We start from the raw sequence: 20,874 nt of genomic DNA on the forward strand, positions 1-20,874 counted from the left end.
TGAATTTGTTTCTCGCTGCTTCCCTGTGTTCAGGAAGATTCCTTCCGGCCGGAGCCATTGTAACCGGACCCGGAACCCTTAAAAACCGGCGCGGCGGAGAATACAGGGCCGTTTCAGATCCGGGCGGAAAGTTGCGTTTAAAATATATCTCCGGCTGGTTTTCTGCCGCGGAAAATCTGCGTGGGAGTATGCGTATGCAGGAATTCTGTCTTTCGGATTATATAGTACGGGTTGCGCCTGCTTATACAGCAGGCGCAATGTTTCAATCTGGGGGGTAAAAGCTGGTGGCCCTGGTGCCGCTGTCCCGCCGGTTTCAGGACCGACTGTTTACCGGGACCGGTCCGGATTTATATTTCTTCGCGGTAATTTATTATAATGTCCAGCATATTGATGCAGGCGTTTATTTCTTCTTTGCCGAACTTCTTCCGGACTTCCTTTATTGCGCCCGCCAGTGAAGCGTCAAAGCTTTTGCATATTCTGGCTGCTTTGGGGCTTATTTTCAGAAAGCAGACCCGCTTATCCGAAACCCCCTGCGTTTTGATTACCAGGCCTTTTGCGGCGAGTTCATTTATTTTTACTGTTACAGCCGGGCGCGCTACCCGGAGCGTTTCGGCAAGATAGCTGGGCGTGCAGTTTTTATTGTGCCTGATAACTTCCAGATACAAAAAACTGTTGTAGGTCAGGCCTCCTGAGGTTCTGTCTCTGTTCATGGACCGGAGATTTTTCAGGACAAGGCAAAAATAAAATTCATTTACGGAGTCAGACAGCGTCACGGAATTATCCTTAAATAGTTAAGCTAATATAATTATAATCATTTAATTATATATTGGCAAGAAAAAATCAGGCTGTTACGGGCGCCGGGACGGCTGGTCCTGCCCTCCCGTTTTTTTTCGTTTCCTTTTTTCCTTCTGTGGTGTATATTTATATTATGAAAAGTCTCACCCGGGAATTGTGGTTCAATACAAAAAAAAGGCGGGAGTTTATCAACATTACTCCCGTGGTGGAAGAACTGGTTGCCGAATCGGGCGTTATGGAAGGGCTGTGCCTGGTTAATGCCATGCATATAACTTCAAGTATTTTCATCAATGATGACGAGAGCGGTCTTCATCATGATTTTGATGTATGGCTCGAAAAACTTGCGCCGCACGAACCCGTATCGGGATACAGGCATAATGTGGGGGAGGAAAACGCCGATGCCCATATGAAACGCCAGATTATGGGGCGGGAAGCGGTAGTCGCCATAACCGGAGGCCAACTGCATTTCGGCCCCTGGGAACAGATATTTTACGGTGAATTTGACGGCGCCCGCAGAAAGCGGGTGCTGGTAAAAATAATTGGAGAATAAGGAGAGAATAAAAATGAAAAGAACATATACCCTGATAGGGATTCTTTTTATTGTATTGGGCCTCATGATGGCCTTTGTACCCGAAGGCTTTATCAAGGTTGCCGTTATTGTTATCGGTGTCGCCGCTATAGTAAATGGTATTCTGAATCTTCTGTCGGTCCGAAATCTGATTGCCGATGAGAGTTTTAAAAGGGCCTTTACCATCCGGGCAATTCTGAGCATTGCGGTCGGGCTTGCCGCCGTTTTCCTTCCTCTTATTCTTGCCGGGACCCTGTGGGTTATTATGGCCTATATCCTGGCTATTGAGCTCATCATTTCCGCGGGTATCGAGATATACGGAACAATAAAGCTGCGGGCCGCCGGAATGCCGGTCAATCTGTATATCGGCGAAGTGGTTGTTTCGATTGTCCTCGCCATTCTGCTCTTTGCCATGCCGGCAAAAGTCGGAACCGTTCTGGTGCGCATAGCCGGAATCATTATTATTCTGGGCGGAATCGCCAGCATTATCTGGGACTGGAAATCCGAAGCGACGGTTATCCTTGAAACAAGGGGCAGCGGCGAAACGGATGAGGCGAAAGAAGCCGACGACAGCGGCAGCAAAAAAGAAGAATAACTTTTCCGCGCCTGTTAATATAAACGCACCCCCGCCGGGTGCGTTTTTTTATTCGCTGCAGGGGGATATTTTACGCCGGATTATGGCTGTCCGCGATCAGCCAGGAATAAGCTATCGGAAAATATTCAGCCCAGGCCGATTCGGAATGTTCTTTTGATTTATCTACATGCACTCTGATATGTGTTTCAGGATATCCGTGGGAGGCAAGCGCTTCGTACATTTTTTCCGGAAAGTTTTTTATCAGGGTTTCATTGTAGGGAACATAGGCCTCCGGCCAGTTATAGGTCCCTCCTGAATAGAGGAAGAATCTCGGATAGGATGGAAGGGCCTGCGCCAGTTTTTCCCTGATAAAAGTATCCATGGCTTTGTCCGTAAACAGATGGAGGGCCGGAGAAAAAATCATTGCGTAGCCGAACAGGTCAGGGCGGCTCAGCGCCATATACAGCGACATAACCCCGCCCATTGAACTCCCCCGATTCCCGTAAAGCGGGCTTCGCTTTTTGTATTATAATGTCCGTCAATATACGGCTTGACCGTTTCGATAATAAAAGACGCGTATTTATTTCCCGCGGGATCTCCGATATAGGTAGCGCCCATGGAATTTCTTTCCCAGGGCGGAGACAATTCATTAAACCGGAGACTCTCGCCGTTATCTATGCCTACCACGATAGCTCCGCTGTATCCCGCGTCCATCATTTTTCCCAGGGACTCATCCACCTCCCATTCGCCCATGAAGGAAGTATATGCGTCAAACAGATTCTGCGCGTCATGCATGTACATCACCGGATATTTTGTTCCGGTGTCTTCCTGTCTGTAATTATCCGGAAGCCATACCCTGACTTTACGTTTTCTGTTGTCTCCGAATTGCGGCATGTCAAATGTCAGTATGTCCAGGCGGCCTCTTGTCAGGGTCGATGATCCCCTATTGTTTGTGAATCTGCTGACTGCGTCATATACTGGATGATTATCTTGCATGGTTTTTTCTGTATAAACTCCGGCTGCGGCAAAATATCTTTTATGAAGGGCCGGGCTGCGCTACTCCCGGTTTGGATGGTCCTGAAAGGCAATTTGTTTCTTTAAGAAACCAACTGTCGCTTATAACCCTCTCTGCTCCTGCATTTTTTATACTGCAATAACTTAAGTGTAATAATTTTTCCATAAAAAAACAATCCTGGAACCGGAAAAGATTCCCGTAAATAAAAATATACAAAACAGGAAAGGTGTTGGTATAATACTGTAACGGAGGAGTTCAATGGATTCTTCGAAGCTGCCGTTACGCGTCAAACTGGGTTTCGGTGTAGGAGATTTAGGCGGAAATCTCTTTTTTACCGTGATGGGATTCTGGGCGCTTCATTATCTGACCGATATTGTGATGATTGCGCCCGCTCTGGCCGGCTTTGTTATAATGATCGGTAAACTCTGGGACGCGGTGACCGATCCTGCCATGGGGTATATCTCCGACAGGACAAAGTCCCGGTGGGGCCGGCGCCGGCCCTATCTGCTGTTCGGCGCGGTTCCGCTCGGGCTCGCCATGTGGCAGTTTTTTTCAAAACCCGGTTTTGAAAGCCAGACCAGTCTCGCTGTCTGGGCTGGTATTTCCCTGTGCCTTCTGAATACCGTGTATACCGTGGTAAATATTCCCTACTCTTCCCTGACGCCTGAATTGACCAGGGATTACAATGAACGGACCGTCCTGAACGGTTACCGGTTCGGTTTTGCTCTCTGCGGAACGATTATTGGCGCGGGAGCTGTCCAGCCCATTGTTCAGGCCTTCCGTGACCCTTCGCGGGGCTATTCCGCCGCGGGACTGGTTCTCGGCTTTATTATGGCTTTTACCATACTCATAACCTTTTTTTCGGTAAAAGAACCGGCCTGCCCGGAGGAGTCCGGCCGCGGCAAGGGGTTTTTTAAAAGCTTTTTTCCGATTTTTAAAAACAGGGCCTATATTGTAATTCTGCTGGGCTATACATTTAATATTCTTGCCCTCAATTTTCTGCAGACTTTTCTGGTATATTATTTTAAATATATTTATAACGAAGAAAACAAAGCCGGGATAGCCATGATTGTCATGCTAGTTATTTCAATGATATTTATACCTGTTTCGCTGGTTTTCTCAAAAGGTTCGGAAAAAGGCTTACCTATCAGACCGGCTTCGGGGTCCTCGCGCTTACCTGTCTGGTAATGTATTTTTTTGCGCACAGGCTGGGCAGCACTTTCTTTTTTGCCGCCATTCCTTTCGCGGGGATCGGCCTTGGCTTTACTTATGCGGTCCCCTGGTCTATGCTTGCGGACGCGATAGAATGGGACACGGTTACTTCAGGGATCAGAAAAGAGGGCGTTTACTATGGTTTCTGGACCTTTCTCTCGAAATGCGGGCAGGCGGTATCCATAGGCCTTTCCGGACTTTTTCTCGGTTTCAGCGGATACATTGCCGATGTCCCGCAGGGGCCTGAAACAATACAGGTTATCCGGCTGTTTTTCGGTCCGGTCCCGGCCGCGGTATTGCTGTGCGGCATTATACTTCTGTTTGCTTATCCCATTTCGGAAAAGGTATATCTGGAAATGATGGAAAAAAAGGACCATATTTCCGGATAAAAAAGGTCCCGGACCCGCCGCCGTATACAGCCGGCGGTTTGAAAAAACTATTTGAATTATGCTATTATACCGGATATCCGGGAAAGCGGCCTCCGGTCCGCGTTAAACTATACCGGTACCGAGGCTTCTTTGAAAGACAAAGCTGACAGGAAAAAGAGCATCTTTTTCAAATTATTATGGCCCTGCTTGTTGTAATATTTTTCCAGATAGTTCTTTTTTCGGTGGTATTATTATACGGTTTTATTTTGCCCCAGGCGAAAAAAAATTCTTTTGATATACTGACCGGGCGGGTCAAAAACAGAAGTCAGCACCTTGAAAATGAAATGTCAGACCGGTGGGGAAATCTTGAGGATGGAGTTATTCTGATCAGCCGCCAGGTTGACGCCGTTCTGGCGGAGCAGGACGCGGTCATTCCGGATATGGCAGTTAATGACAGGCTTGTTGACAGTATCATTTCCAGAATTACTCCAGCGGTTATGTATCTTTTGCGGAAAAATGATGTAACAGGCGCGTTCTGCATTTTAAACGGAAAAAGTCCTCCGGAAAAAGAATCCGTTACCGCCTTCCCCGGCATATATATCAGGGACTTTGGTTCCTCCGATCCCGTCAATGCCGGCGCCGGATGGTTTCCCGAAAGAGGAATATCCGGACTGCTGAAAGAATTCAATCCGTATCCCGCTTTGTACCGGAAAACGGTTTTTGAATTTCCGGCAGGAGGAAAAACACCCGACGAGTTTTTTTATTATAAACCGCTTAACGCCGCTTTGCTGAACCAGGACAGCAGTCTTTTCAGGCTCGGCTACTGGTCTCCGCCTTTTCTGATTTCCGGAGATGATACCCCGTGATAACATATTCCGTTCCGCTCATTCATACGGACGGATATGTGTTTGGAGTACTTGGCGTGGATATTGCCGTAACCGCGCTCCTGCCGGATTTGAATTATTCGGAAACGGAAACAGATAAAAAGGAATTATATATTCTTGCCCTGACCGACGCGGCGCTGTCTGAAATAGAAATCGTTTGCGCGAATACCCTTTCAAATGATGATACCGCTGAGAGTATCCGGAATGTGTTCGGTGAAAGAAAACAGGTTGATGAAAATGTGTTTTCCTTTGACACCGGCCTGGGCGTTTATTTCGGGAGTATTCAGCCCCTTTCCCTGTATGCTTCCGATACGCCCTATGCCGGCCGGCAATGGGTCCTGATTGGTCTTGACGCTGAAAAAGATTTACTGGCATTTTCTGACCGGATGCAGCTGGCTGTTTATATTGTTGCCGCCATCTGTCTTGTGTGGGGTTTATTTGTTATTGCCTTTGCCAGCAGGAAAATTACTGATCCGATTAAATCGGTTGTCAACAATCTTAATCATATTGATCCGTACGGGTCCGTGGTTTTACAGCGGACAGATATTGCGGAAATTGATGAACTCAGCCAGTCAATAGAGGATTTAAGCCATGCCGTTGCGGATTGTGCGTCCGTTTTTTCCAATGTAATAAGCATGACAAAAATTCCCATAGCCGTTTTCATGATGGACGACAGGAGCGGGACCGTCCAATGCAGTTCAAATTTATACCGTATCCTGGATAGCAGTATCCAGACCGATAACAGCGGGCAGGTAGCGAAACAGGATTTCCTGAATCATCTTGAAAAAATAGAAGGGCATATTTTTTCAGCGGACGACAACAAGAAGATTTATAAAATTCCGGACGGGCAGGGGACGGCGTCAAGGTGGCTCCAGCTGGTTGATTTAAAAGAAGGTCTCCGGACATACGGGACTGTTACTGATATTACGAATGAAATGGAAGAAAAGCAGAAGATCACGTATGAAAGGGATTATGACCAGCTGACCTGCATATACAACAGAAGAGGTTTCCGGAATTTTATTGATGATGTTTTTTTCCCCGCTATTGATGTTACTAAGGTCTCCGCTTTGCTGATGTTTGATCTGGATAATCTCAAACATGTTAATGATACTTACGGACATGAGATAGGCGATAAATATATTGTCGCCTTTGCGGACGGGCTGAGGGAATTTGAAAAGTATAACGCGACTATTGTCCGCCGCTCCGGTGACGAGTTCTTTGTTGTTTTTATGAATTTTGATACCAAGGAACAGATCCATACCATAATTGATAAGGTCTTTAAAAATATTCTGCATATGTATCTTAAAATGCCCGACGGCACCTCACATCCGATAAGCGCATCCGGCGGACTTTCCTGGTATCCTGAAGATACGACAAAAATAAGCGACTGGCTCAATTACGCCGACTTTGCCATGTACAACGCCAAATACAGCGGAACCCCTGAAATCCAGGAATTCAACAGGGAGGAATATCTGAAGAGCAAGCATTATCTTGAAGGCAGAGACTCCGATTAGGTTTTCTTTCCCGGCGCGGAAATAGTTGTTACAATTTATTCCGGCGTATAAGAGGTGAAATACATGTGGACATTACTGATAATAGCGGTCGTGGTAGATTTTCTCGCGGCATTTTTTCTCGCATTGTTTTATCCGGGATACAGTCATATGGAAATGAGCATGAGTGTATTGGGCTGTGTAAAAAGCCCTGTCCGTATTATTTATAATATCTGGCTGGTTATCCTTGGCGTATTGATGATCCTTTCAGGAATCCTGTTTTATAAAACCTATTATGAAACGTCCGGAATTCTGGCCGCGGCCGGAGCGGTTATATGTATTATGTACGGCATCGGGGGATGTATTCTTTCCGGCATATTCAGCGTAAATGAAACAAAGGAACTTGAAAGCCTGCCGGAAAAAATTCATGGGATAAGCGCCGGAACAGGTTTTATGGCATTGGCCTTTATGCCCCTGATAATCGGATTAATAAGCATAAAGAGGCAGTCTCTTTTGACCGGAGTTATCTCATTAATTTTTTTGCGGCAGGCATACTGTTTTTTGCAGTATTTGTTATGTCGGAAAAAGAATCTTTTAAGGGGACCATAATAGGAAAGACCGGGTTATGGCAGAGAATCTTACTGGGAAGTATGTATTTCCCCTTGCTGCTTATAGCGGTAAAAAACCTGGCAAATAATTAACCGGAGAATAAGACAGGAATCTGTTTATGAATGAAAACCAGATAAGAACAATTGAATCATACAATAAAACAGCGGAAGATTTTATGAAAAAAATCGGAACGCTGAACAATTATAATTCTACATATGATTATCTTATATCAAAAATAAATAAAAATGATGACATCCTTGATCTCGCCTGCGGTCCCGGCCAGATAAGCAAATATATTGCCGAAAGAATAAAGGTACATATTACGGGCGTGGACCTGTCGTCGGAAATGCTGAGGCTCGCCCGGGAAAATATACCCGGCGGTACTTTTATTGAAGACTCGATAATACGGTTTCAGCCGGGAAAAAGATTTAATGCAGTAGTTATCGGATTCGGGATACCCTATTTAAAAAAAGAAGAAGTCAGGGAATGCATTGAAAACAGTGTTTCCTTATTAGCGGACGACGGTCATATATATGTAAGTTTTATGGAAGGAAAAAATGAAGGATTTGAAAAAACATCATTCGGCGGAAATAATGATTTTTACCTGTATTATCATACCAAAACAGAAGTAACAGAACTATTGCGTAAAAACGGCATAATGGTAATAAAAGAATTTATTCTGGATTATACGGAACCGGACGGAGAAATAACCAAGGATATAATACTAATTGGAAAAAAATAAACGCCCGTCCCGCGTCCGGATAACGTTCCCCAAATTCTCTGTGTTTTTATATGCCTAAAGGCAGGATTAACCAATTATTTACGGAAATAATACTGAAAAAAGCGAATAGGTGTGGTAAAATAAAATGGTAAATAATAAAGTATATATTCCGTGCGGACGGCGGAGTCAGAATAGCAAGAGAAAGCCGGGCATAGTTATTCAAACTGTCATAAACCAGTGACCGTTATGAAAAGGCGGGTTTTATGCATAAACCAACAATTTTTATAATCGCATTTTTTTTCATTGTCAGTCTTAATATATTTTCCCAGACAGCGGATGAAGCAGTAACAGCTGAAAAAACAGGCGCCCCGTCAAAACAGGCCTCGTTAAAGGGCCTTATCGGAATTTCCTTTCAGCCATATGCCTTTTGGCATTCAGGCCAATGGGTTCGCCATTATACGGATAACTCCTACGAATATTTCTCTGATAAGGACGGTCTGATTTATGAGCTGGACCCGAACAGTTTTACAACTTATGAAGGCGAACTCTGGCATAAATCGGGAATCAATATTGGATTGAGTCTTGATCTTGATAATAACTTTATCGGAAACCTGTACAGTTTTCTCGGCAGAATAGGATATAAAAATATCGCTATCAGGGTATCGGGAGGAAAGGTTACCGGAGACGCCCATTGGGACCGGGCCAATATCCTCGGACAGCCTGATGACGCGCGTGTGGATACAAAGTATTTAAGTATCGATTTGCTTATTCCCATGTGGTGGATTAAAGATAATGAATCTGAAGGGGTGTATAACCTCGGCCGGTACTTTGGTTTGTCATATGCGAGATACGAAATGCCTCTGGAATTTCAGGCGCTTGCAAAAGACCGGTGGGCCTATCCCGCTTATGAAGACAGTATCGCATTTCATTCGTATGGTCTTATTATTGGTTTTGAAACGCTTAACTGGCAGATCCTGACAAGGCGTGAAGGATTTTTTCTCTGGATATATACCCAGGATACTTTTTTCGGAAGTCCGCTGCATTTGACCGATGAAGGTGTCCGACGGCTGAATGAGGCAAATCCGGGGAAAACCATAACCTCGACGAATCTGTTTCTGGCCGGCGTGCAGTATGATTTAACAGTCGGTCTCGGCTGGTCAAAAAAATACTGAATTCCATGCTTGGAATAGGGGTCGGATATAATATTTCGGGCCGGGCCATGGTGACATTCGGCGGCGGCCAGCCCTCACTGACTGAAATATCGCCGCAGGCATTTCCGTATTTATTCAGACACGGGGTCGTGCTTAAAGCAGCCTTTTCGCGGTAAGACAGAAAAATAACATGCCTTTTCAGTTTATGCGGCGGGAAATATGTAAAATATACTTCCCGCGTGTTTATACTGGTCTTGCGTAAAATAATGAATCAGGGGAAAATCCATCCGGAAACCAATTTTGGGAAAGAGATTTGCATGAACCTTGAAGAAAGCATCACCTCCTGTCTGAAAGCAAACGGAGCGGCGTCTGTTTATTTTACCGATATCAGCGGTTTGCCGGAAGAACAGAATAAAGGATTTTCCCGGGCTGTTATCTTTACTATACCATTAAGCCCTCAGTATATCCGGAAAGTAACCGGCTGCCCGGATTATGTGCAGGAAAAAATACATAATAGCCCGGACTTTTCGGATGATGAATTGTATTTGACCGAACTCAAAACAGACCGGGTATCCGATTCACTATCGGATTTTTTTAAGCATGAAGGATTCAGCGCGTACTCCCATTCCGATAAAAACCAGATTGAAACAGGTTTTTTGACGGTGTTTATGGCTTGACCCCGCTGCCGCATAAAACAATAGCCGTACTGGCCGGGATAGGATGGATAGGGAAAAACAATCTGTTAGTCACTGACGAATATGGAAGCGGCCTCTGCCTGGGGGTTGTTTTAACCGATGCCACGCTGGAAATAACAGCATATACATACAAAAAAGCAAAATGCGGAAACTGCTGTGTCTGTGCGGATGTTTGCGGCCCCGGGGTATTAAGAGGCCGCGAATGGAATCCTTCCCTTCAAAGGGAGGAAATGCTGGATGTATATAACTGCACGACCTGTATGAAATGTATGATATTCTGTCCCTGGACAATAAAATATATGAATGCACATGTATAGCAAACAATAATGAAAGCTGCTTTTCAGGAACAGGAATTTATTCCTCATCGCCCGTAAAACGCCCCCGCCCCTTTTTTACCTCGGAATGGCGTTTTTTTGTCTGAAGACGTTCCATAACCGCTTTTTTTCCGGGCTTCGTCGGCAGCCTTTTTTTCGGCTTTCTGCCGGCCTGGATTATTATTTTTTCCAGCTGAGCCAAAGCTATTTCCCTGTTACGCAGCTGGGACCGTTCTTTTTCCGAGGAAACGGATAAAACAGACTCGTCATGGATTTTATTCGCGAGACGGGAAATAATCCACTGTTTTTCTTCACCGGAAAGGCCGGCCAGATTCTGGATATTAACGGAAGCAAAAACCTTTGTATTGACCTTGTTTACATTCTGTCCGCCCGGCCCGCCGGAGCGGGCAAAGGTGAACGTTGTTTCACGGAGTATGGATGCGTGCAGCGTCCTGTAATTCATGCATTAAACGCTTTGAAGATAGGACAGGCAGGAATTGAAAATACTTTCATGTCCGGCCTGGTTCGGATGAATCCCGTCGGAACAGATTTTTGAAGTATAATGATCGGAAACAAGAAAATTCCTTCTTACGTTTATGAGACGGAGATCGTTTTTTATCGCGGTATCGGTAACAATATCATTATAGGCTTCCTGCCAGCGGTAAATTTTATTGATATCATTCAGCCATTTCATAATATTCTCTTTATTCAGGCCCCGGGAAAGCCATTCAAAATATCTGAATGGTTCAAGCGGAGGAAGCGACATAAGGATCGGCGAGATGGAAAAGGATTTGAATATATCTATAATTCCCTGGAGCTGTCCGATAAATCTGTGAATGGGGGTTTTCGGCTCATGGTGCGCTTCCGGGTTTTCGGCGATTTCTGACCACTTGTAATCGCAGTCATTGCCCCCGTATTCGATCAATACAATATCATCTTTTGACGGCGGGTTTCTTTCTATTGATTTCCGGATACGTTCGTATGCTTTTCCTGTTGTCATGCCGAAGCAGGCGTGATTTGAAATGCTGGCGCCTGTTTCCTGCGCAAACCTGGATACGCAGTTATTTTCAAGAACGCAATATCTGGTGGTTGCGTCGTCCAGGACGACTCCTTTAAGAATAGAGTCTCCCCAAATACTTATATGCCGGTTTCTTATATTCATAAATTTCCCTGTAAATTCTGAAAATCATTATAGGAATGTCCTATATTATAAGGGACAAACAGAAGTTAAAATGGTTGCATTATTTTTAAAAATTCCGCGGCCCGGAAAAAAGGCGGTTTCAGGGGCAAAAAATGCGGAATGATACCGGATTTCAGTATAAGATCGGCTACATTTCTGGTATGCCGGTTAATTGATCGAGAATGTTTTTTCCGCTTAGGTAGAGAAGGGAACAGTAATTTGCATAAAAAGATATCTGCTGCTGAATATTTCCGGTAAGCGCGGAATAATAATCAAGCTGTTTCATTAAATATTCCGTTTCGCCTGTATACCCGGTTTCCCATTCATTTTTTTTCTGTTCGATTTCCTGCAGGGTATGGGCCAGCTGCAGGTCCGAAAATTCGAGTTCCGCGCACAATGTTATAAGGGAATTATGCAGGGAATAAATGGTCCGGTCTATTTCTTCCATTTTTTTCCGGTGCTCGGCGCGGGAGATATTCTGCTTTTCTTTTTGGATTTTCATTTCCCGGTATGATTTCCCGCCGTCAAAAAAGGTGGATGATATTCCGATTGCGGTCGTAACATTCCACTGCCAGTTGTTTCCGAAGCCCGATGTCCCCGGAAGATAGGGTGTGGTAAAACTGACATCCACGGAAAGTCCTATATCAGGATTGGCAAAAGCGCTTCCGCGAGCGATGCGGAACTGCAGATCGGCAATTTCATCCATAATTGTCAAAAGCTGCTGTTCCCTGCCCGCCGTATGTACATATGCGATGATTTCTCCCGGCGGCGGCAGGTGTCTGTTTCCGGGGTTTTCCGGTATCCACGAAAAATCAATATCTTCGACCGCGAGATCAGGCAAGCCGGTCAGTTCCCTCAGGGAAAACAGGACCTTGTTTTTTTCCTCATATAGCTTCTGGACTGCTACGTCAATTTTTTTACTTCCAGGCGGGTTTTTCCGGCTTCCACGGCGATCATCATTCCTGTCCTCATTCCGTCATCCGACAGGTGTACCAGACGGGACCCGATTATCTGCTGGATTTCAAGAGCGGTTTCCAGCTGGGACAGATAATGCAATGCGATATAATTGGCCGCAATCTGGGCTTCAATCTGGCGTGAGGACATGTCATACTGCAAAGCCTTTGCGTCCAGGGCTTTTTTGCTCATCCGGTATCCGTTTGTGATTTTTCCCCAGGTAAAAACAGGCTGCATCGCGGAAAGGGAAAAACTGTTCATCCAGTAATACGGTTCTCCCGTCTCACTAAAAAGCTGCGCCGGATCTATCGTAATAAAATCATATGGCGGGGGAAAGGTAATCGGCGATAAATCAACGCCGAGGTCTTCCAGAAGGGAATTGAAAGTTGTCGGATTTGCGAGATAGGCAAGGCCGTATGAACCTTTGATCGTCGGCAGAAAATTTCCAAAGGCCGCTTTTTTCTGCTGTTCGGCAGCTCTTTTTTCAAACCGGAGTATCTGCAAATCTGCGTTGGATAAACCGGAAATATTCTGCAGCTCATAAATGCTTATCGCCTGCTGATTGGTTTCCGCCGCGCTTTGCGTTTCTCCGTATACTTTTTTTGAGAGGGCTTCCGCCGCAGAAGCGTTATACCGGCTGATTGACTGCATAACCTGGTCCGGCAGTATTTTTCCGGCCGCGGACAGTTCCTCACAGAAAACAGAAACAGGCCAGGCGAGAAATACAGTTATGAAAATCAGAACCGAAACATATTTTTTCATGTCTGAACAGCCTCTGGTTTTTTACGCCTTTTCAAAGTCATTGACTCAATTTTATAATACAGAACGGGAATAATATACAGTGTAATAAAGGTTGATGAAATAAGTCCCCGAATATTGCCTGTCCGAGCGGAGCGTAAATTTCACTTCCTTCGCCTATACCGATAGCCATAGGCAAAAGTCCTATAAGGGTGGTCAGAACACTCATCAATATCGGTTTAAGGCGGCTTACCCCGCCATTTACTACCGCGTCTTCCAGCGACTGGTTATATTCGGGCGAGCGGAGCAGATTTGTATAGTCAATGAGAACAATGGCCGTATTTACAACGGTCCCCGCGAGCGTAATGATTCCCATGATTGAAACTATTGAAAGCGTTGAGCCGAACGCCATCAGGGCCGCAACAATACCTATCGCCGCGAACGGAATGGACGCCATGATAATCAGAGGCTGGATAAAGCGTTCAAACTGGATAACCATTACCATATATACCAGGAAAGCCCCTATCAGCAGCATGGAAAAAAGGGAAGAAAATGATTCCTGCATTGAGGCCGCGCTTCCCGCAACCATCCAGTTCACGCCAAATGGAAAATCGAGTTTTTCAATCTGGGGAAGGACCCTGTTCTGGATGCCGCGCAAATCCGGATTGTTAAGACTTGCCGTAACGGTAATCGTTTTCATTTTGTTTTCTTTGGAAATAACATTTACCGCATTCTGCAGACTCAGGTCGGAAAAATTCGCGTAGGAAATCATGTTTCCGGTCTGGGACTGTAATGTAATGGTGTTCAGGATATCGTCGGTTATTTCCTCGCCCGCGAGAGTTGAGCGGAGAACCATGTCATACGTTTTATCATTGTATCTGAAAATACCTGTTTCAATTCCGTTAAAAATGACGCGGGAAGTTATCGCAGCTTCCTGTGCGGTGACGCCGAGCGAACCCATATAGTCCGTACTCAGAGTTGAAACAAGTTCCCTCTCATTGAAATTGATATTCAGATTAACCGTTTCAACGCTGGGGTCCTGTTTCATTACTGCCGCGATAGCCTGCGCCGACTGGTATATATCATCAAGGTTTGACCCGAAAACTTCCAGCCGGAAACCGGCGCCGCCGGTCGCTACATTTACGAGCTGGGCCAGCCCTCCGTTTTCGATTGAAAAGTCTATATCGGTTATATTCGCGGCTATTTCCCTTCGCAGCAGAGGTATAAGTTCAAAAACAGTCCGCTTTCTCTGCCGGTTCGGAACCAGCCTGATCCTTGCGTATCCTATGTTCGGTTTTGTGGATATGGCAAAGGAATCTCCGACCCCTGCATAAAAGGCGGAGGTTTCAATTTCATCGGGAATCAGCGCCCTGCAAAACTGGTCAATTTCCATCATTTTATTTCTTGTGTCTTCTATGGTATATGTTGATGGAAAGTCCATGGATAGATTTATCTCATTCATATCCGTTTCACTTAAAAATTCAAAACCGAGAAAACGTACGGATAAAACACTGATTCCAAGCAAAAGGATGGTGAGCGTTAATACAAAGCCCCTGTTTTTTAATGCCAGATTAAGCGTTTTCCGGTAAAAGTTTTCGACTTTTCCGTATCCGCGTTCCCATGTATCCGCTGCGCGCTGCTGCAGCAAATATCTGCTCTTATCGTCCGGTTTCAGGAGATAGGCGCAGAGCATCGGGACAACAACCAGCGCGACTATCATTGACGCCCCAATTGCCCATACTATGGTAAGCGCTACATCCGAAAGGATTACTCCGGCAAACCCCCGGACAAATAAAATGGGAATGAATACGACAAGCGTTGTCGTTGTTGAAGCAACAATCGAGCCGCCGACTTCCGCCGTTCCTTTTGAGGCGGCTTTTTTTGCGTCACCCAAAAGAAGATACTGTTTATGTATATTTTCAAGCACGACAATGGAATTGTCGACAATCATTCCGATCGCGACCGTCAGGCCGCCCAGAGTCATCAGGTTCAGCCCCTGTCCTTTTATGCTCATCAGAACAAAGGAAAAGAGAACTGAAAAGGGAATTGATATACCGATAATGAGAGTTGTCCTGAAATTATGCAGAAAAAGGAGGATAACGAGAATCGCCAGAAGGGCCCCCTGCAGAGCCGAATCCCGGACAGAATTTATGGTGAGCGAGACATTATAACTGTCATCATTAATTGTGGTAAAACTGACCGCGTTGCCCGAGTCTTTTTTATCCCTTCGCATACAGCCCTGACCTGCCGGATTAATTTGACGGTGTCGGCGCCCTGCTGTTTGATTATATCAATCACGACCAGTTCCCGGTCTCCCGAAGTGACATAGCGGTCGGGCCTCTGCTCAACCAGCAGTACGTCTGCCACATCGGAAAGTCTGATATAGGAATTATCCTTAAAACCTATAACCTGATTGCGGATATCATCCAGCGACTGGTATTGTCCGTTGGTACGGATATTCAGCGTGTTTTGCTGATAGATAACAGACCCGGCGGGCAGCGCAACATTGTTCGCCTGCAGAATCTGGAACACGGTCAGAATTGAAACCTCCCGTGAAACCAGATCATCTATTCTGAGAATAATATCAACAATCATTTCCGCCTTTCCGGTAACATTTACCTGGGCAACTCCGGGTATCCGGGCAAGCAGGGGGACAATGCTGTCATCCGTAAATTCGGCAAGGGATTGGCGGTCCATTCCGCTTTCAACCGACATGGAATATACCGGCAGAATTGACGAACTGAATCGGAGAATCTGGGGCGCGCCGTTAATACCCGAAGGCAGTTTTTTTGCCACATCATTGAGCTTTTCACGCAGGTCGCCTATTTTCAGCTCTATATCCGTATTCCATACGAATTCGATATTTACCGTTGAAACGGAATTCATCGAGCGTGAAGAAATTTTTGAAATCCCGGTCAGGTTTGAAACTTCATTTTCTATAACCCTCGTTACTTCCCGTTCAACATCATCCGGGCCGGCTCCGGGATACACGGTAACGACAATCAGGGTAGGCATATCGACCTGGGCAAACAGCTCCTGACTCATTCCTGAAACTGTAATAAATCCGAAAACGGCGAGCGCTACAAGAAGAATTGTTATTATTACGGGATGACGGATTGAAAAGTCAGTAATTTTCATGTATCACCGTAACCGGAATACCGTCGCGCAGAAAATGCTGTCCTTCATACAGGAAAAGATACTCCGCGTATTCATCACTGATCTGGAAACGGGAGTCGCCCTCAAAAATCACCGTATACGGCAGGATCTTCGCTTTTCCTCCTTCCAGATACCATAACGACGTTCCGCCGACCAGGCATTCATACGGAAGGCTGTAAACATTATCACGTTTTTCCAGATTGACAATAACTTTTGTAAACATTCCGGGGCGGATTTCGTTTTTATCGTCACTGATAGTACATATAACTTCAAAATTCCGTGTTTCCGGAGAAATATACGGGGAAACTGTTTTCAGTTCCGCCTCATAAACAGCATTTTCCAGCGCAGGGATCTGGGTTTGAATGGTGATGGAATCCCTTTGCCTCAAAAAGAGCGCGTAATACTGCTCCGGCATTTGGACCCGTATCTGTACGTCGTTTAAATTGCCTACCGTAAACAGCGGAGTGGTCTGCCCCGCCATTGCCCCCTGGGAGATATGCCGGACAAGAATAGTCCCGCTGATAGGCGATTCAATCCTTGTGTATTCAAGCTGCAGTTTTGCCAGTTCATACTGGGATTTAGCGGCGTCAAACTGGCCTTTTACCTGATCATAATTCTGCCTTGAGGCGGATCCTGACTGATACAGTGTAGAGACCCTGTCAAAGGTATTTTTTATGGCTATATATCCTGCTTCAGCCTGCTCAAGCTGCAGCCGGTATGGTTCGGGATCAATTTCCGCGATAATGGCGCCTTTTGAGACCACATCACCGGTGTCAAAAAAAACCCTTGTTATAAGGCCCTGCGTTTTCGGGGTAACGGTAATCATTGATTCGCTTTCCAGAAAACCGTTAACGCGGAAATTTTTCTGAATGGACCCCAATTCCGGAGTCAGAATTTTAACAGGAGGGAGGACCTCTTCCGCCTCCACCGTTTTTTTGCGTGCGTTAAAAAACATGAGAAGCGCAAAAATGCCCGCAATAATCAGTATTGCGGCTAGCTGTTTCAGGCGCTTTTTAATATGGGGTGTGAGAAGTCCCGATCCTTCTTTTTCATAGTTTCTATATTATATAATAATATATGAAAAGAAAAAGAGGCACTTACTTTTTCTTTTTATATATTTTATTCCTGGAAATTTTCCTGTTTTCTTTTATAGGCCGCGGTTGCTTCCCCCATGAAAATTTCAACGGATCCTTCCTGAATAATGCGGATCACCCTGCACTCAATCCACGCGGAACAGACTTCCGGAATCCGCACATCAATATCTGCGGCGGGAAAAGACCGGATTGAAAACTGCTCGAATTTATCGGACTCGGGAGAAGATACGGAACCGCACTGCTCTATAATCGGGTCGTTTGCTGAAGAAGGAATGCAGGCGGCAAATTCCATTGTTTCGTGTATATTTTTTGCCGTCTGGTGCGCGGGGTCGCTCACAAAAAGGATTTTACTGACAGGTTCGTAATCCATCGGCGTGTTCCAGGCTATAGGCGCGAGATTATAATGCATTCCTTTTGAAGCAACGAGAATAGGAAGCCCGGGCGTCAGCAGAGTGTAGGCTTCGGTAAGGTCTACAGGGTCATATCCGGAAAAGTCTGTATTCATGTTTTTTCTCCGATAAAAGCAAGGTTATTGTCATACAAAAAACGGGCTGTTGCTTTTTCCCCGTACCTGGATTCAACAGCCCTGATAACAGGATAGTAAAATGAATAATGGGTCTCTCCGTCGAGAGGCAGGTCCGTACCGAACAAAATACGGTCAAATCCGCATGTTTCTATGGCTTTCAGCACATATTCCGCGGGAACCCAGGAAACTTCGCCGTATAATTCCGCGTCATGCCGGTCCATGGCTGTTTTGATTATTTCAATTCCGTAATCAATATCACCGGTTAAATTGATATGATACAATACGGTTTTTACTTTGGGGTGGCGCCGGGCGAGCCGGTAGATTTTGGCGGGATCGGACGTTCCGGGCGCGGAATGAAACACCGCAGGAAGCCCGTACTGTTCCGCAAGTTCCATAAAAGGATCATACAATTCATTGTCCGCGTCGACATCCAGCATATACGGATGAAATTTCAGGGCCGCGAATGTATTATTTTCAAGAAGGGGAACAAGTTCATCGGCTTTTGCGTGTCCCGGCTGGCATACCAGTGCGGGAATCAGACATGAGGTATCCCGGCATTCTTCAAGGGTTTCCAGCGCGGCCTGTGTCTGTCCGGAAAATGGTATTCCTCCGGGGATATGTCCGGGCGTTTCCATCCCTGACAGACTTGAAATCAGAACTTTCCGGATATTTTCCTTTTGCGCCAGAGAGCAGAGCATATTTTTATCGATAATATGCTGCTGCCATTTGCCACTGTGTCCGTGTAAATCAAATATGGGATAATCCATACAGCCGAACCTTGCAATAAAGGATATATCCGTATTGTAACACCGAATTTACCGGAATGACAGTATTTATTTTCCAAACAGGGCGGGAAGACTTACGATAAAGGGCATTGCAATATATACGGAAAAAACGAGCAGGATTACATATCCAAGCAGCTCGATTCCCGAGGAAATTCTCCCAAGAAGGACCTCGTTTTTTTCAGGCCGTAAAACAGCCCGGTCCGGCCGAACCACGCAAGATACCCGGCCGCAATTATGGGAATACTCATTCCCACGGACATAACAAGGACCGCGGCGGCCCCTACGCTCACAACATCAAGCGTCAGGGCAAGAATTAGCACGAGAATCGCGCCCGGACACGGATATATTCCGGTTAAGAGTAATGCTCCAAGGCTCATGCTGTCTTTTTTTTTGTCTCCGGAATGATTATGGGATGCGGAAATCATATCCACCAGCGCGTGAATTACCAGATAACAGGCAAGGACAATAAGCAAAAGGTAGGTAAATCCTTCCATGTATATTGCAATATTATCGGCCCGCCCGCTCAAAGGGCCCGAAATTCCTCTCAAAAGAAGCAGGAGAACAAGCGCTGTTCCGCCATGCAGCAGGGAGAGCACCAGCCCAATAACGGCCGGTTCCCATACAGGGGCCTTCCGCGCTATGTATAGGGAAAATACAACAGTTTTCCGGTGCCCGGGGCCGAGCGCGTGTAATATCCCATATAAAAATGCGACGCCCAGAATGGCAAAAAAGACTGAAGAAGATCCCGTTTCTTTCCATGAATATAAAAAATTTCCAAGATTCTCCCTTAATTTTGCCTGGCGGACAACAAGTTCTCTTTTGGGCGCGCCTGCTCTGACCGGCGAAGGCTGCGCGGCATTCGGCAGGTCATCGGGATGTATCTCGCCGTCAGAGATTTCCGTTTCGGGCAGGGCAGGGCCGCTACCCATAAAGGGATTTGAAAAAATGCGGAAATTTCCTGTAAAAATAAGAAGCGTTAAAAAAAGCAGGGCTTTTTTTTTAAAAAAGCCGGAAAACCAGGCAAAAAAAATCTATTTCTCATAATATATTCTTATTTCCCGGGGATAATATGTCTGAAGCCCCGGTTTCCATTCATAATAAATGGTTGTATCGTCTATGGCTCCGATCGGATTATAATAAACCGGAAAATTTTTGTTTTCGACAATTTCATATTTCGGATGGACTATACTCGAATTATGGACCAGCCTGATCGGGTCCTTTTCCGGATACGCTATATCACAAAAGAATGTATAGTCATACACAGCAATAAACAGTTCCTGCGAAGAATCGAATTGGGTCAGATCAACATAAAACCGGTATACAAGCAGATTGTTTTTTTGCGAGGCGGTAAATTCGGATACCGAGGGCGGACTTGTCCGGGTTTTTCCCTGCCGTATAAAAGTATAGAAATAATAATGACGCAGATTAATAAACGCATTGTTATACACGTCCCTGTTCTCTGCCGTATTGAATTTTCCGTCCATGTCCCTGTCATACGCCCTGATAATATCGGCACTGAAAAACTGGTCCAGCGTCCATTCCTGATAAACACCCTTCAGCTTTTCACCTTCCCATATAAATTCCGCGGTACAGGAAAAAAACATGTGCGGATGGGCAGCCGCTGAAAAAGGAAGAAAACAGAGAAAAATTACAAAAAATATGATTTTAAAATCCGGATTATGCCGGAAATGGTTTTTCAGATTCATACTCCTGTTGTATATTATACTCCTTTAAGTTACGTTTCTGATATAAAGAATTAGCTAATTCTTTATATCAGAAACACGTCCAATCGGAAATAGTCAAATAATTTAAATTATTTGACTATAAAAACCCGGCAAATGTCCAACCGGAAGCACAGGCGCTGAAACCAGCATATAGGAACCTGTGCCGGACAGGACATAAAACGAATGTCCTCTTCCGGAATTGGCGGAAAAGAATAAAGATGTATACTATATAAAAGAACCCGCGGAACCAAAGGTTACCGGAAAATGAAAGCCTTAAAGGCTGTAAAAAAAACGGGCAAATATCCTGTGTGTTAAAATAGC

At 45.4% G+C, this 20,874-nt stretch carries 23 protein-coding genes and 1 pseudogene; 10 read left to right on the top strand and 14 right to left on the bottom strand.

Annotated elements, in window-relative coordinates; genetic code table 11:
- Positions 1-347 precede the first annotated feature (347 nt).
- Positions 348-773 carry a MarR family winged helix-turn-helix transcriptional regulator gene (locus tag K7I13_RS08910; protein ID WP_255944918.1) on the bottom strand — a complete coding sequence of 142 codons (426 nt, stop codon included), beginning with the start codon at positions 771-773 and terminating at the stop codon, positions 348-350.
- A 155-nt stretch (positions 774-928) separates the two neighbouring features.
- Here K7I13_RS08910 and K7I13_RS08915 point away from each other — a divergent pair, with 155 nt between their 5' ends.
- Complete coding sequence (locus K7I13_RS08915; protein WP_255944919.1) at positions 929-1,345, top strand: secondary thiamine-phosphate synthase enzyme YjbQ; 417 nt, start codon at positions 929-931, stop codon at positions 1,343-1,345.
- Positions 1,346-1,358: 13 nt separating this feature from the next.
- Positions 1,359-1,958, top strand: a complete 600-nt coding sequence (locus tag K7I13_RS08920) for a DUF308 domain-containing protein (RefSeq protein WP_255944920.1) — start codon at positions 1,359-1,361, stop codon at positions 1,956-1,958.
- 70 nt (positions 1,959-2,028) lie between these two features.
- Here the strand turns inward: K7I13_RS08920 and K7I13_RS15900 are convergent, their stop codons facing one another.
- Both K7I13_RS15900 and K7I13_RS15905 read right to left on the bottom strand, forming a co-directional pair.
- Positions 2,029-2,421: an alpha/beta hydrolase-fold protein gene (locus K7I13_RS15900; protein WP_439647426.1), complete on the bottom strand. Its 393-nt coding sequence runs from the start codon at positions 2,419-2,421 to the stop codon at positions 2,029-2,031.
- Positions 2,388-2,933: an alpha/beta hydrolase gene (locus K7I13_RS15905; RefSeq protein ID WP_439647427.1), complete on the bottom strand. Its 546-nt coding sequence runs from the start codon at positions 2,931-2,933 to the stop codon at positions 2,388-2,390. The genes K7I13_RS15900 and K7I13_RS15905 overlap by 34 nt, the downstream gene beginning before the upstream one ends.
- 358 nt (positions 2,934-3,291) lie before the next feature.
- Between K7I13_RS15905 and K7I13_RS08930 the strand changes: the two are divergent.
- The 8 genes and pseudogenes from K7I13_RS08930 (at position 3,292) to K7I13_RS08965 (ending at position 10,399) form a co-directional block, all read left to right on the top strand.
- Positions 3,292-4,553 (top strand): annotated as a pseudogene (locus tag K7I13_RS08930) (MFS transporter).
- Between the two features lie 176 nt (positions 4,554-4,729).
- Positions 4,730-5,398 carry a hypothetical protein gene (locus K7I13_RS08935; protein WP_255944921.1) on the top strand — a complete coding sequence of 223 codons (669 nt, stop codon included), beginning with the start codon at positions 4,730-4,732 and terminating at the stop codon, positions 5,396-5,398.
- Positions 5,395-6,930, top strand: coding sequence for a GGDEF domain-containing protein (locus tag K7I13_RS08940; RefSeq protein ID WP_255944922.1), 1,536 nt, complete (start codon positions 5,395-5,397; stop codon positions 6,928-6,930). The genes K7I13_RS08935 and K7I13_RS08940 overlap by 4 nt, the downstream gene beginning before the upstream one ends.
- A gap of 63 nt (positions 6,931-6,993) precedes the next feature.
- Entirely contained in the window at positions 6,994-7,515 is a 522-nt protein-coding gene (locus tag K7I13_RS08945; RefSeq protein WP_255944923.1) for a DUF998 domain-containing protein, read from the top strand.
- 118 nt (positions 7,516-7,633) lie between these two features.
- A complete protein-coding gene (locus K7I13_RS08950; RefSeq protein WP_255944924.1) occupies positions 7,634-8,257 on the top strand; it encodes a class I SAM-dependent methyltransferase in 624 nt (207 codons plus the stop codon).
- A 242-nt stretch (positions 8,258-8,499) separates the two neighbouring features.
- Positions 8,500-9,408 (top strand): hypothetical protein, encoded by a 909-nt coding sequence (locus K7I13_RS08955; RefSeq protein WP_255944925.1) that lies wholly within the window; start codon positions 8,500-8,502, stop codon positions 9,406-9,408.
- Positions 9,409-9,704: 296 nt separating this feature from the next.
- Entirely contained in the window at positions 9,705-10,064 is a 360-nt protein-coding gene (locus K7I13_RS08960; RefSeq protein ID WP_255944926.1) for a hypothetical protein, read from the top strand.
- Entirely contained in the window at positions 10,061-10,399 is a 339-nt protein-coding gene (locus K7I13_RS08965; RefSeq protein ID WP_255944927.1) for a hypothetical protein, read from the top strand. Before K7I13_RS08960 ends, K7I13_RS08965 begins: the two co-directional genes overlap by 4 nt.
- 37 nt (positions 10,400-10,436) lie before the next feature.
- On the opposite strand, the gene arfB is transcribed toward K7I13_RS08965, so the two are convergent.
- The 11 genes from arfB to K7I13_RS09020 all read right to left on the bottom strand — a co-directional run bounded on the left by arfB (position 10,437) and on the right by K7I13_RS09020 (position 20,535).
- The gene (arfB, locus tag K7I13_RS08970) at positions 10,437-10,859 is read right to left on the bottom strand and encodes an alternative ribosome rescue aminoacyl-tRNA hydrolase ArfB (protein WP_255944928.1); all 423 of its coding nucleotides are present in this window, start codon (positions 10,857-10,859) and stop codon (positions 10,437-10,439) included.
- 3 nt (positions 10,860-10,862) lie between these two features.
- Entirely contained in the window at positions 10,863-11,558 is a 696-nt protein-coding gene (locus K7I13_RS08975; RefSeq protein ID WP_255944929.1) for an SGNH/GDSL hydrolase family protein, read from the bottom strand.
- Positions 11,559-11,724: 166 nt separating this feature from the next.
- On the bottom strand, positions 11,725-12,417 hold the full coding sequence (locus K7I13_RS08980) for a TolC family protein (protein ID WP_255944930.1): 693 nt from the start codon (positions 12,415-12,417) through the stop codon (positions 11,725-11,727).
- 62 nt (positions 12,418-12,479) lie between these two features.
- Positions 12,480-13,292, bottom strand: a complete 813-nt coding sequence (locus K7I13_RS08985) for a TolC family protein (protein ID WP_255944931.1) — start codon at positions 13,290-13,292, stop codon at positions 12,480-12,482.
- A gap of 37 nt (positions 13,293-13,329) precedes the next feature.
- Positions 13,330-15,501 (bottom strand): efflux RND transporter permease subunit, encoded by a 2,172-nt coding sequence (locus K7I13_RS08990; RefSeq protein WP_255944932.1) that lies wholly within the window; start codon positions 15,499-15,501, stop codon positions 13,330-13,332.
- Positions 15,417-16,406 (bottom strand): efflux RND transporter permease subunit, encoded by a 990-nt coding sequence (locus tag K7I13_RS08995; RefSeq protein ID WP_255944933.1) that lies wholly within the window; start codon positions 16,404-16,406, stop codon positions 15,417-15,419. Before K7I13_RS08995 ends, K7I13_RS08990 begins: the two co-directional genes overlap by 85 nt.
- Positions 16,393-17,379 (bottom strand): efflux RND transporter periplasmic adaptor subunit, encoded by a 987-nt coding sequence (locus tag K7I13_RS09000; protein WP_255944934.1) that lies wholly within the window; start codon positions 17,377-17,379, stop codon positions 16,393-16,395. Before K7I13_RS09000 ends, K7I13_RS08995 begins: the two co-directional genes overlap by 14 nt.
- A 164-nt stretch (positions 17,380-17,543) precedes the next feature.
- On the bottom strand, positions 17,544-18,023 hold the full coding sequence (locus K7I13_RS09005; RefSeq protein WP_255944935.1) for a flavin reductase family protein: 480 nt from the start codon (positions 18,021-18,023) through the stop codon (positions 17,544-17,546).
- Complete coding sequence (locus K7I13_RS09010; RefSeq protein WP_255944936.1) at positions 18,020-18,811, bottom strand: amidohydrolase family protein; 792 nt, start codon at positions 18,809-18,811, stop codon at positions 18,020-18,022. The genes K7I13_RS09005 and K7I13_RS09010 overlap by 4 nt, the downstream gene beginning before the upstream one ends.
- Positions 18,812-18,948: 137 nt before the next feature.
- The gene (locus tag K7I13_RS09015) at positions 18,949-19,758 is read right to left on the bottom strand and encodes a nickel/cobalt transporter (protein ID WP_255944937.1); all 810 of its coding nucleotides are present in this window, start codon (positions 19,756-19,758) and stop codon (positions 18,949-18,951) included.
- A 102-nt stretch (positions 19,759-19,860) separates the two neighbouring features.
- On the bottom strand, positions 19,861-20,535 hold the full coding sequence (locus K7I13_RS09020) for a DUF1007 family protein (protein WP_255944938.1): 675 nt from the start codon (positions 20,533-20,535) through the stop codon (positions 19,861-19,863).
- Positions 20,536-20,874: the final 339 nt, after the last annotated feature.

This window comes from Brucepastera parasyntrophica (genome assembly GCF_022376835.1).
Classification (GTDB): domain Bacteria; phylum Spirochaetota; class Spirochaetia; order Treponematales; family Treponemataceae; genus Brucepastera; species Brucepastera parasyntrophica.

What these genes read in the sequence shown, in the direction of transcription:
- K7I13_RS08945 (WP_255944923.1), top strand. Translation starts at nt 6,994, where the DNA reads ATGTGGACATTACTGATAATAGCGGTCGTGGTAGATTTTCTCGCGGCA.
- K7I13_RS08920 (WP_255944920.1), top strand. Translation starts at nt 1,359, where the DNA reads ATGAAAAGAACATATACCCTGATAGGGATTCTTTTTATTGTATTGGGC.
- arfB (WP_255944928.1), bottom strand. Translation starts at nt 10,859, where the DNA reads ATGAATTACAGGACGCTGCACGCATCCATACTCCGTGAAACAACGTTC.
- K7I13_RS09010 (WP_255944936.1), bottom strand. Translation starts at nt 18,811, where the DNA reads ATGGATTATCCCATATTTGATTTACACGGACACAGTGGCAAATGGCAG.
- K7I13_RS09020 (WP_255944938.1), bottom strand. Translation starts at nt 20,535, where the DNA reads ATGAATCTGAAAAACCATTTCCGGCATAATCCGGATTTTAAAATCATA.
- K7I13_RS08955 (WP_255944925.1), top strand. Translation starts at nt 8,500, where the DNA reads ATGCATAAACCAACAATTTTTATAATCGCATTTTTTTTCATTGTCAGT.
- K7I13_RS09000 (WP_255944934.1), bottom strand. Translation starts at nt 17,379, where the DNA reads ATGTTTTTTAACGCACGCAAAAAAACGGTGGAGGCGGAAGAGGTCCTC.
- K7I13_RS09005 (WP_255944935.1), bottom strand. Translation starts at nt 18,023, where the DNA reads ATGAATACAGACTTTTCCGGATATGACCCTGTAGACCTTACCGAAGCC.
- K7I13_RS08985 (WP_255944931.1), bottom strand. Translation starts at nt 13,292, where the DNA reads ATGAAAAAATATGTTTCGGTTCTGATTTTCATAACTGTATTTCTCGCC.
- K7I13_RS09015 (WP_255944937.1), bottom strand. Translation starts at nt 19,758, where the DNA reads ATGGGTAGCGGCCCTGCCCTGCCCGAAACGGAAATCTCTGACGGCGAG.
- K7I13_RS08950 (WP_255944924.1), top strand. Translation starts at nt 7,634, where the DNA reads ATGAATGAAAACCAGATAAGAACAATTGAATCATACAATAAAACAGCG.
- K7I13_RS15905 (WP_439647427.1), bottom strand. Translation starts at nt 2,933, where the DNA reads ATGCAAGATAATCATCCAGTATATGACGCAGTCAGCAGATTCACAAAC.
- K7I13_RS15900 (WP_439647426.1), bottom strand. Translation starts at nt 2,421, where the DNA reads ATGGGCGGGGTTATGTCGCTGTATATGGCGCTGAGCCGCCCTGACCTG.
- K7I13_RS08990 (WP_255944932.1), bottom strand. Translation starts at nt 15,501, where the DNA reads ATGCGAAGGGATAAAAAAGACTCGGGCAACGCGGTCAGTTTTACCACA.
- K7I13_RS08935 (WP_255944921.1), top strand. Translation starts at nt 4,730, where the DNA reads ATGGCCCTGCTTGTTGTAATATTTTTCCAGATAGTTCTTTTTTCGGTG.
- K7I13_RS08915 (WP_255944919.1), top strand. Translation starts at nt 929, where the DNA reads ATGAAAAGTCTCACCCGGGAATTGTGGTTCAATACAAAAAAAAGGCGG.
- K7I13_RS08975 (WP_255944929.1), bottom strand. Translation starts at nt 11,558, where the DNA reads ATGAATATAAGAAACCGGCATATAAGTATTTGGGGAGACTCTATTCTT.
- K7I13_RS08995 (WP_255944933.1), bottom strand. Translation starts at nt 16,406, where the DNA reads ATGAAAATTACTGACTTTTCAATCCGTCATCCCGTAATAATAACAATT.
- K7I13_RS08960 (WP_255944926.1), top strand. Translation starts at nt 9,705, where the DNA reads ATGAACCTTGAAGAAAGCATCACCTCCTGTCTGAAAGCAAACGGAGCG.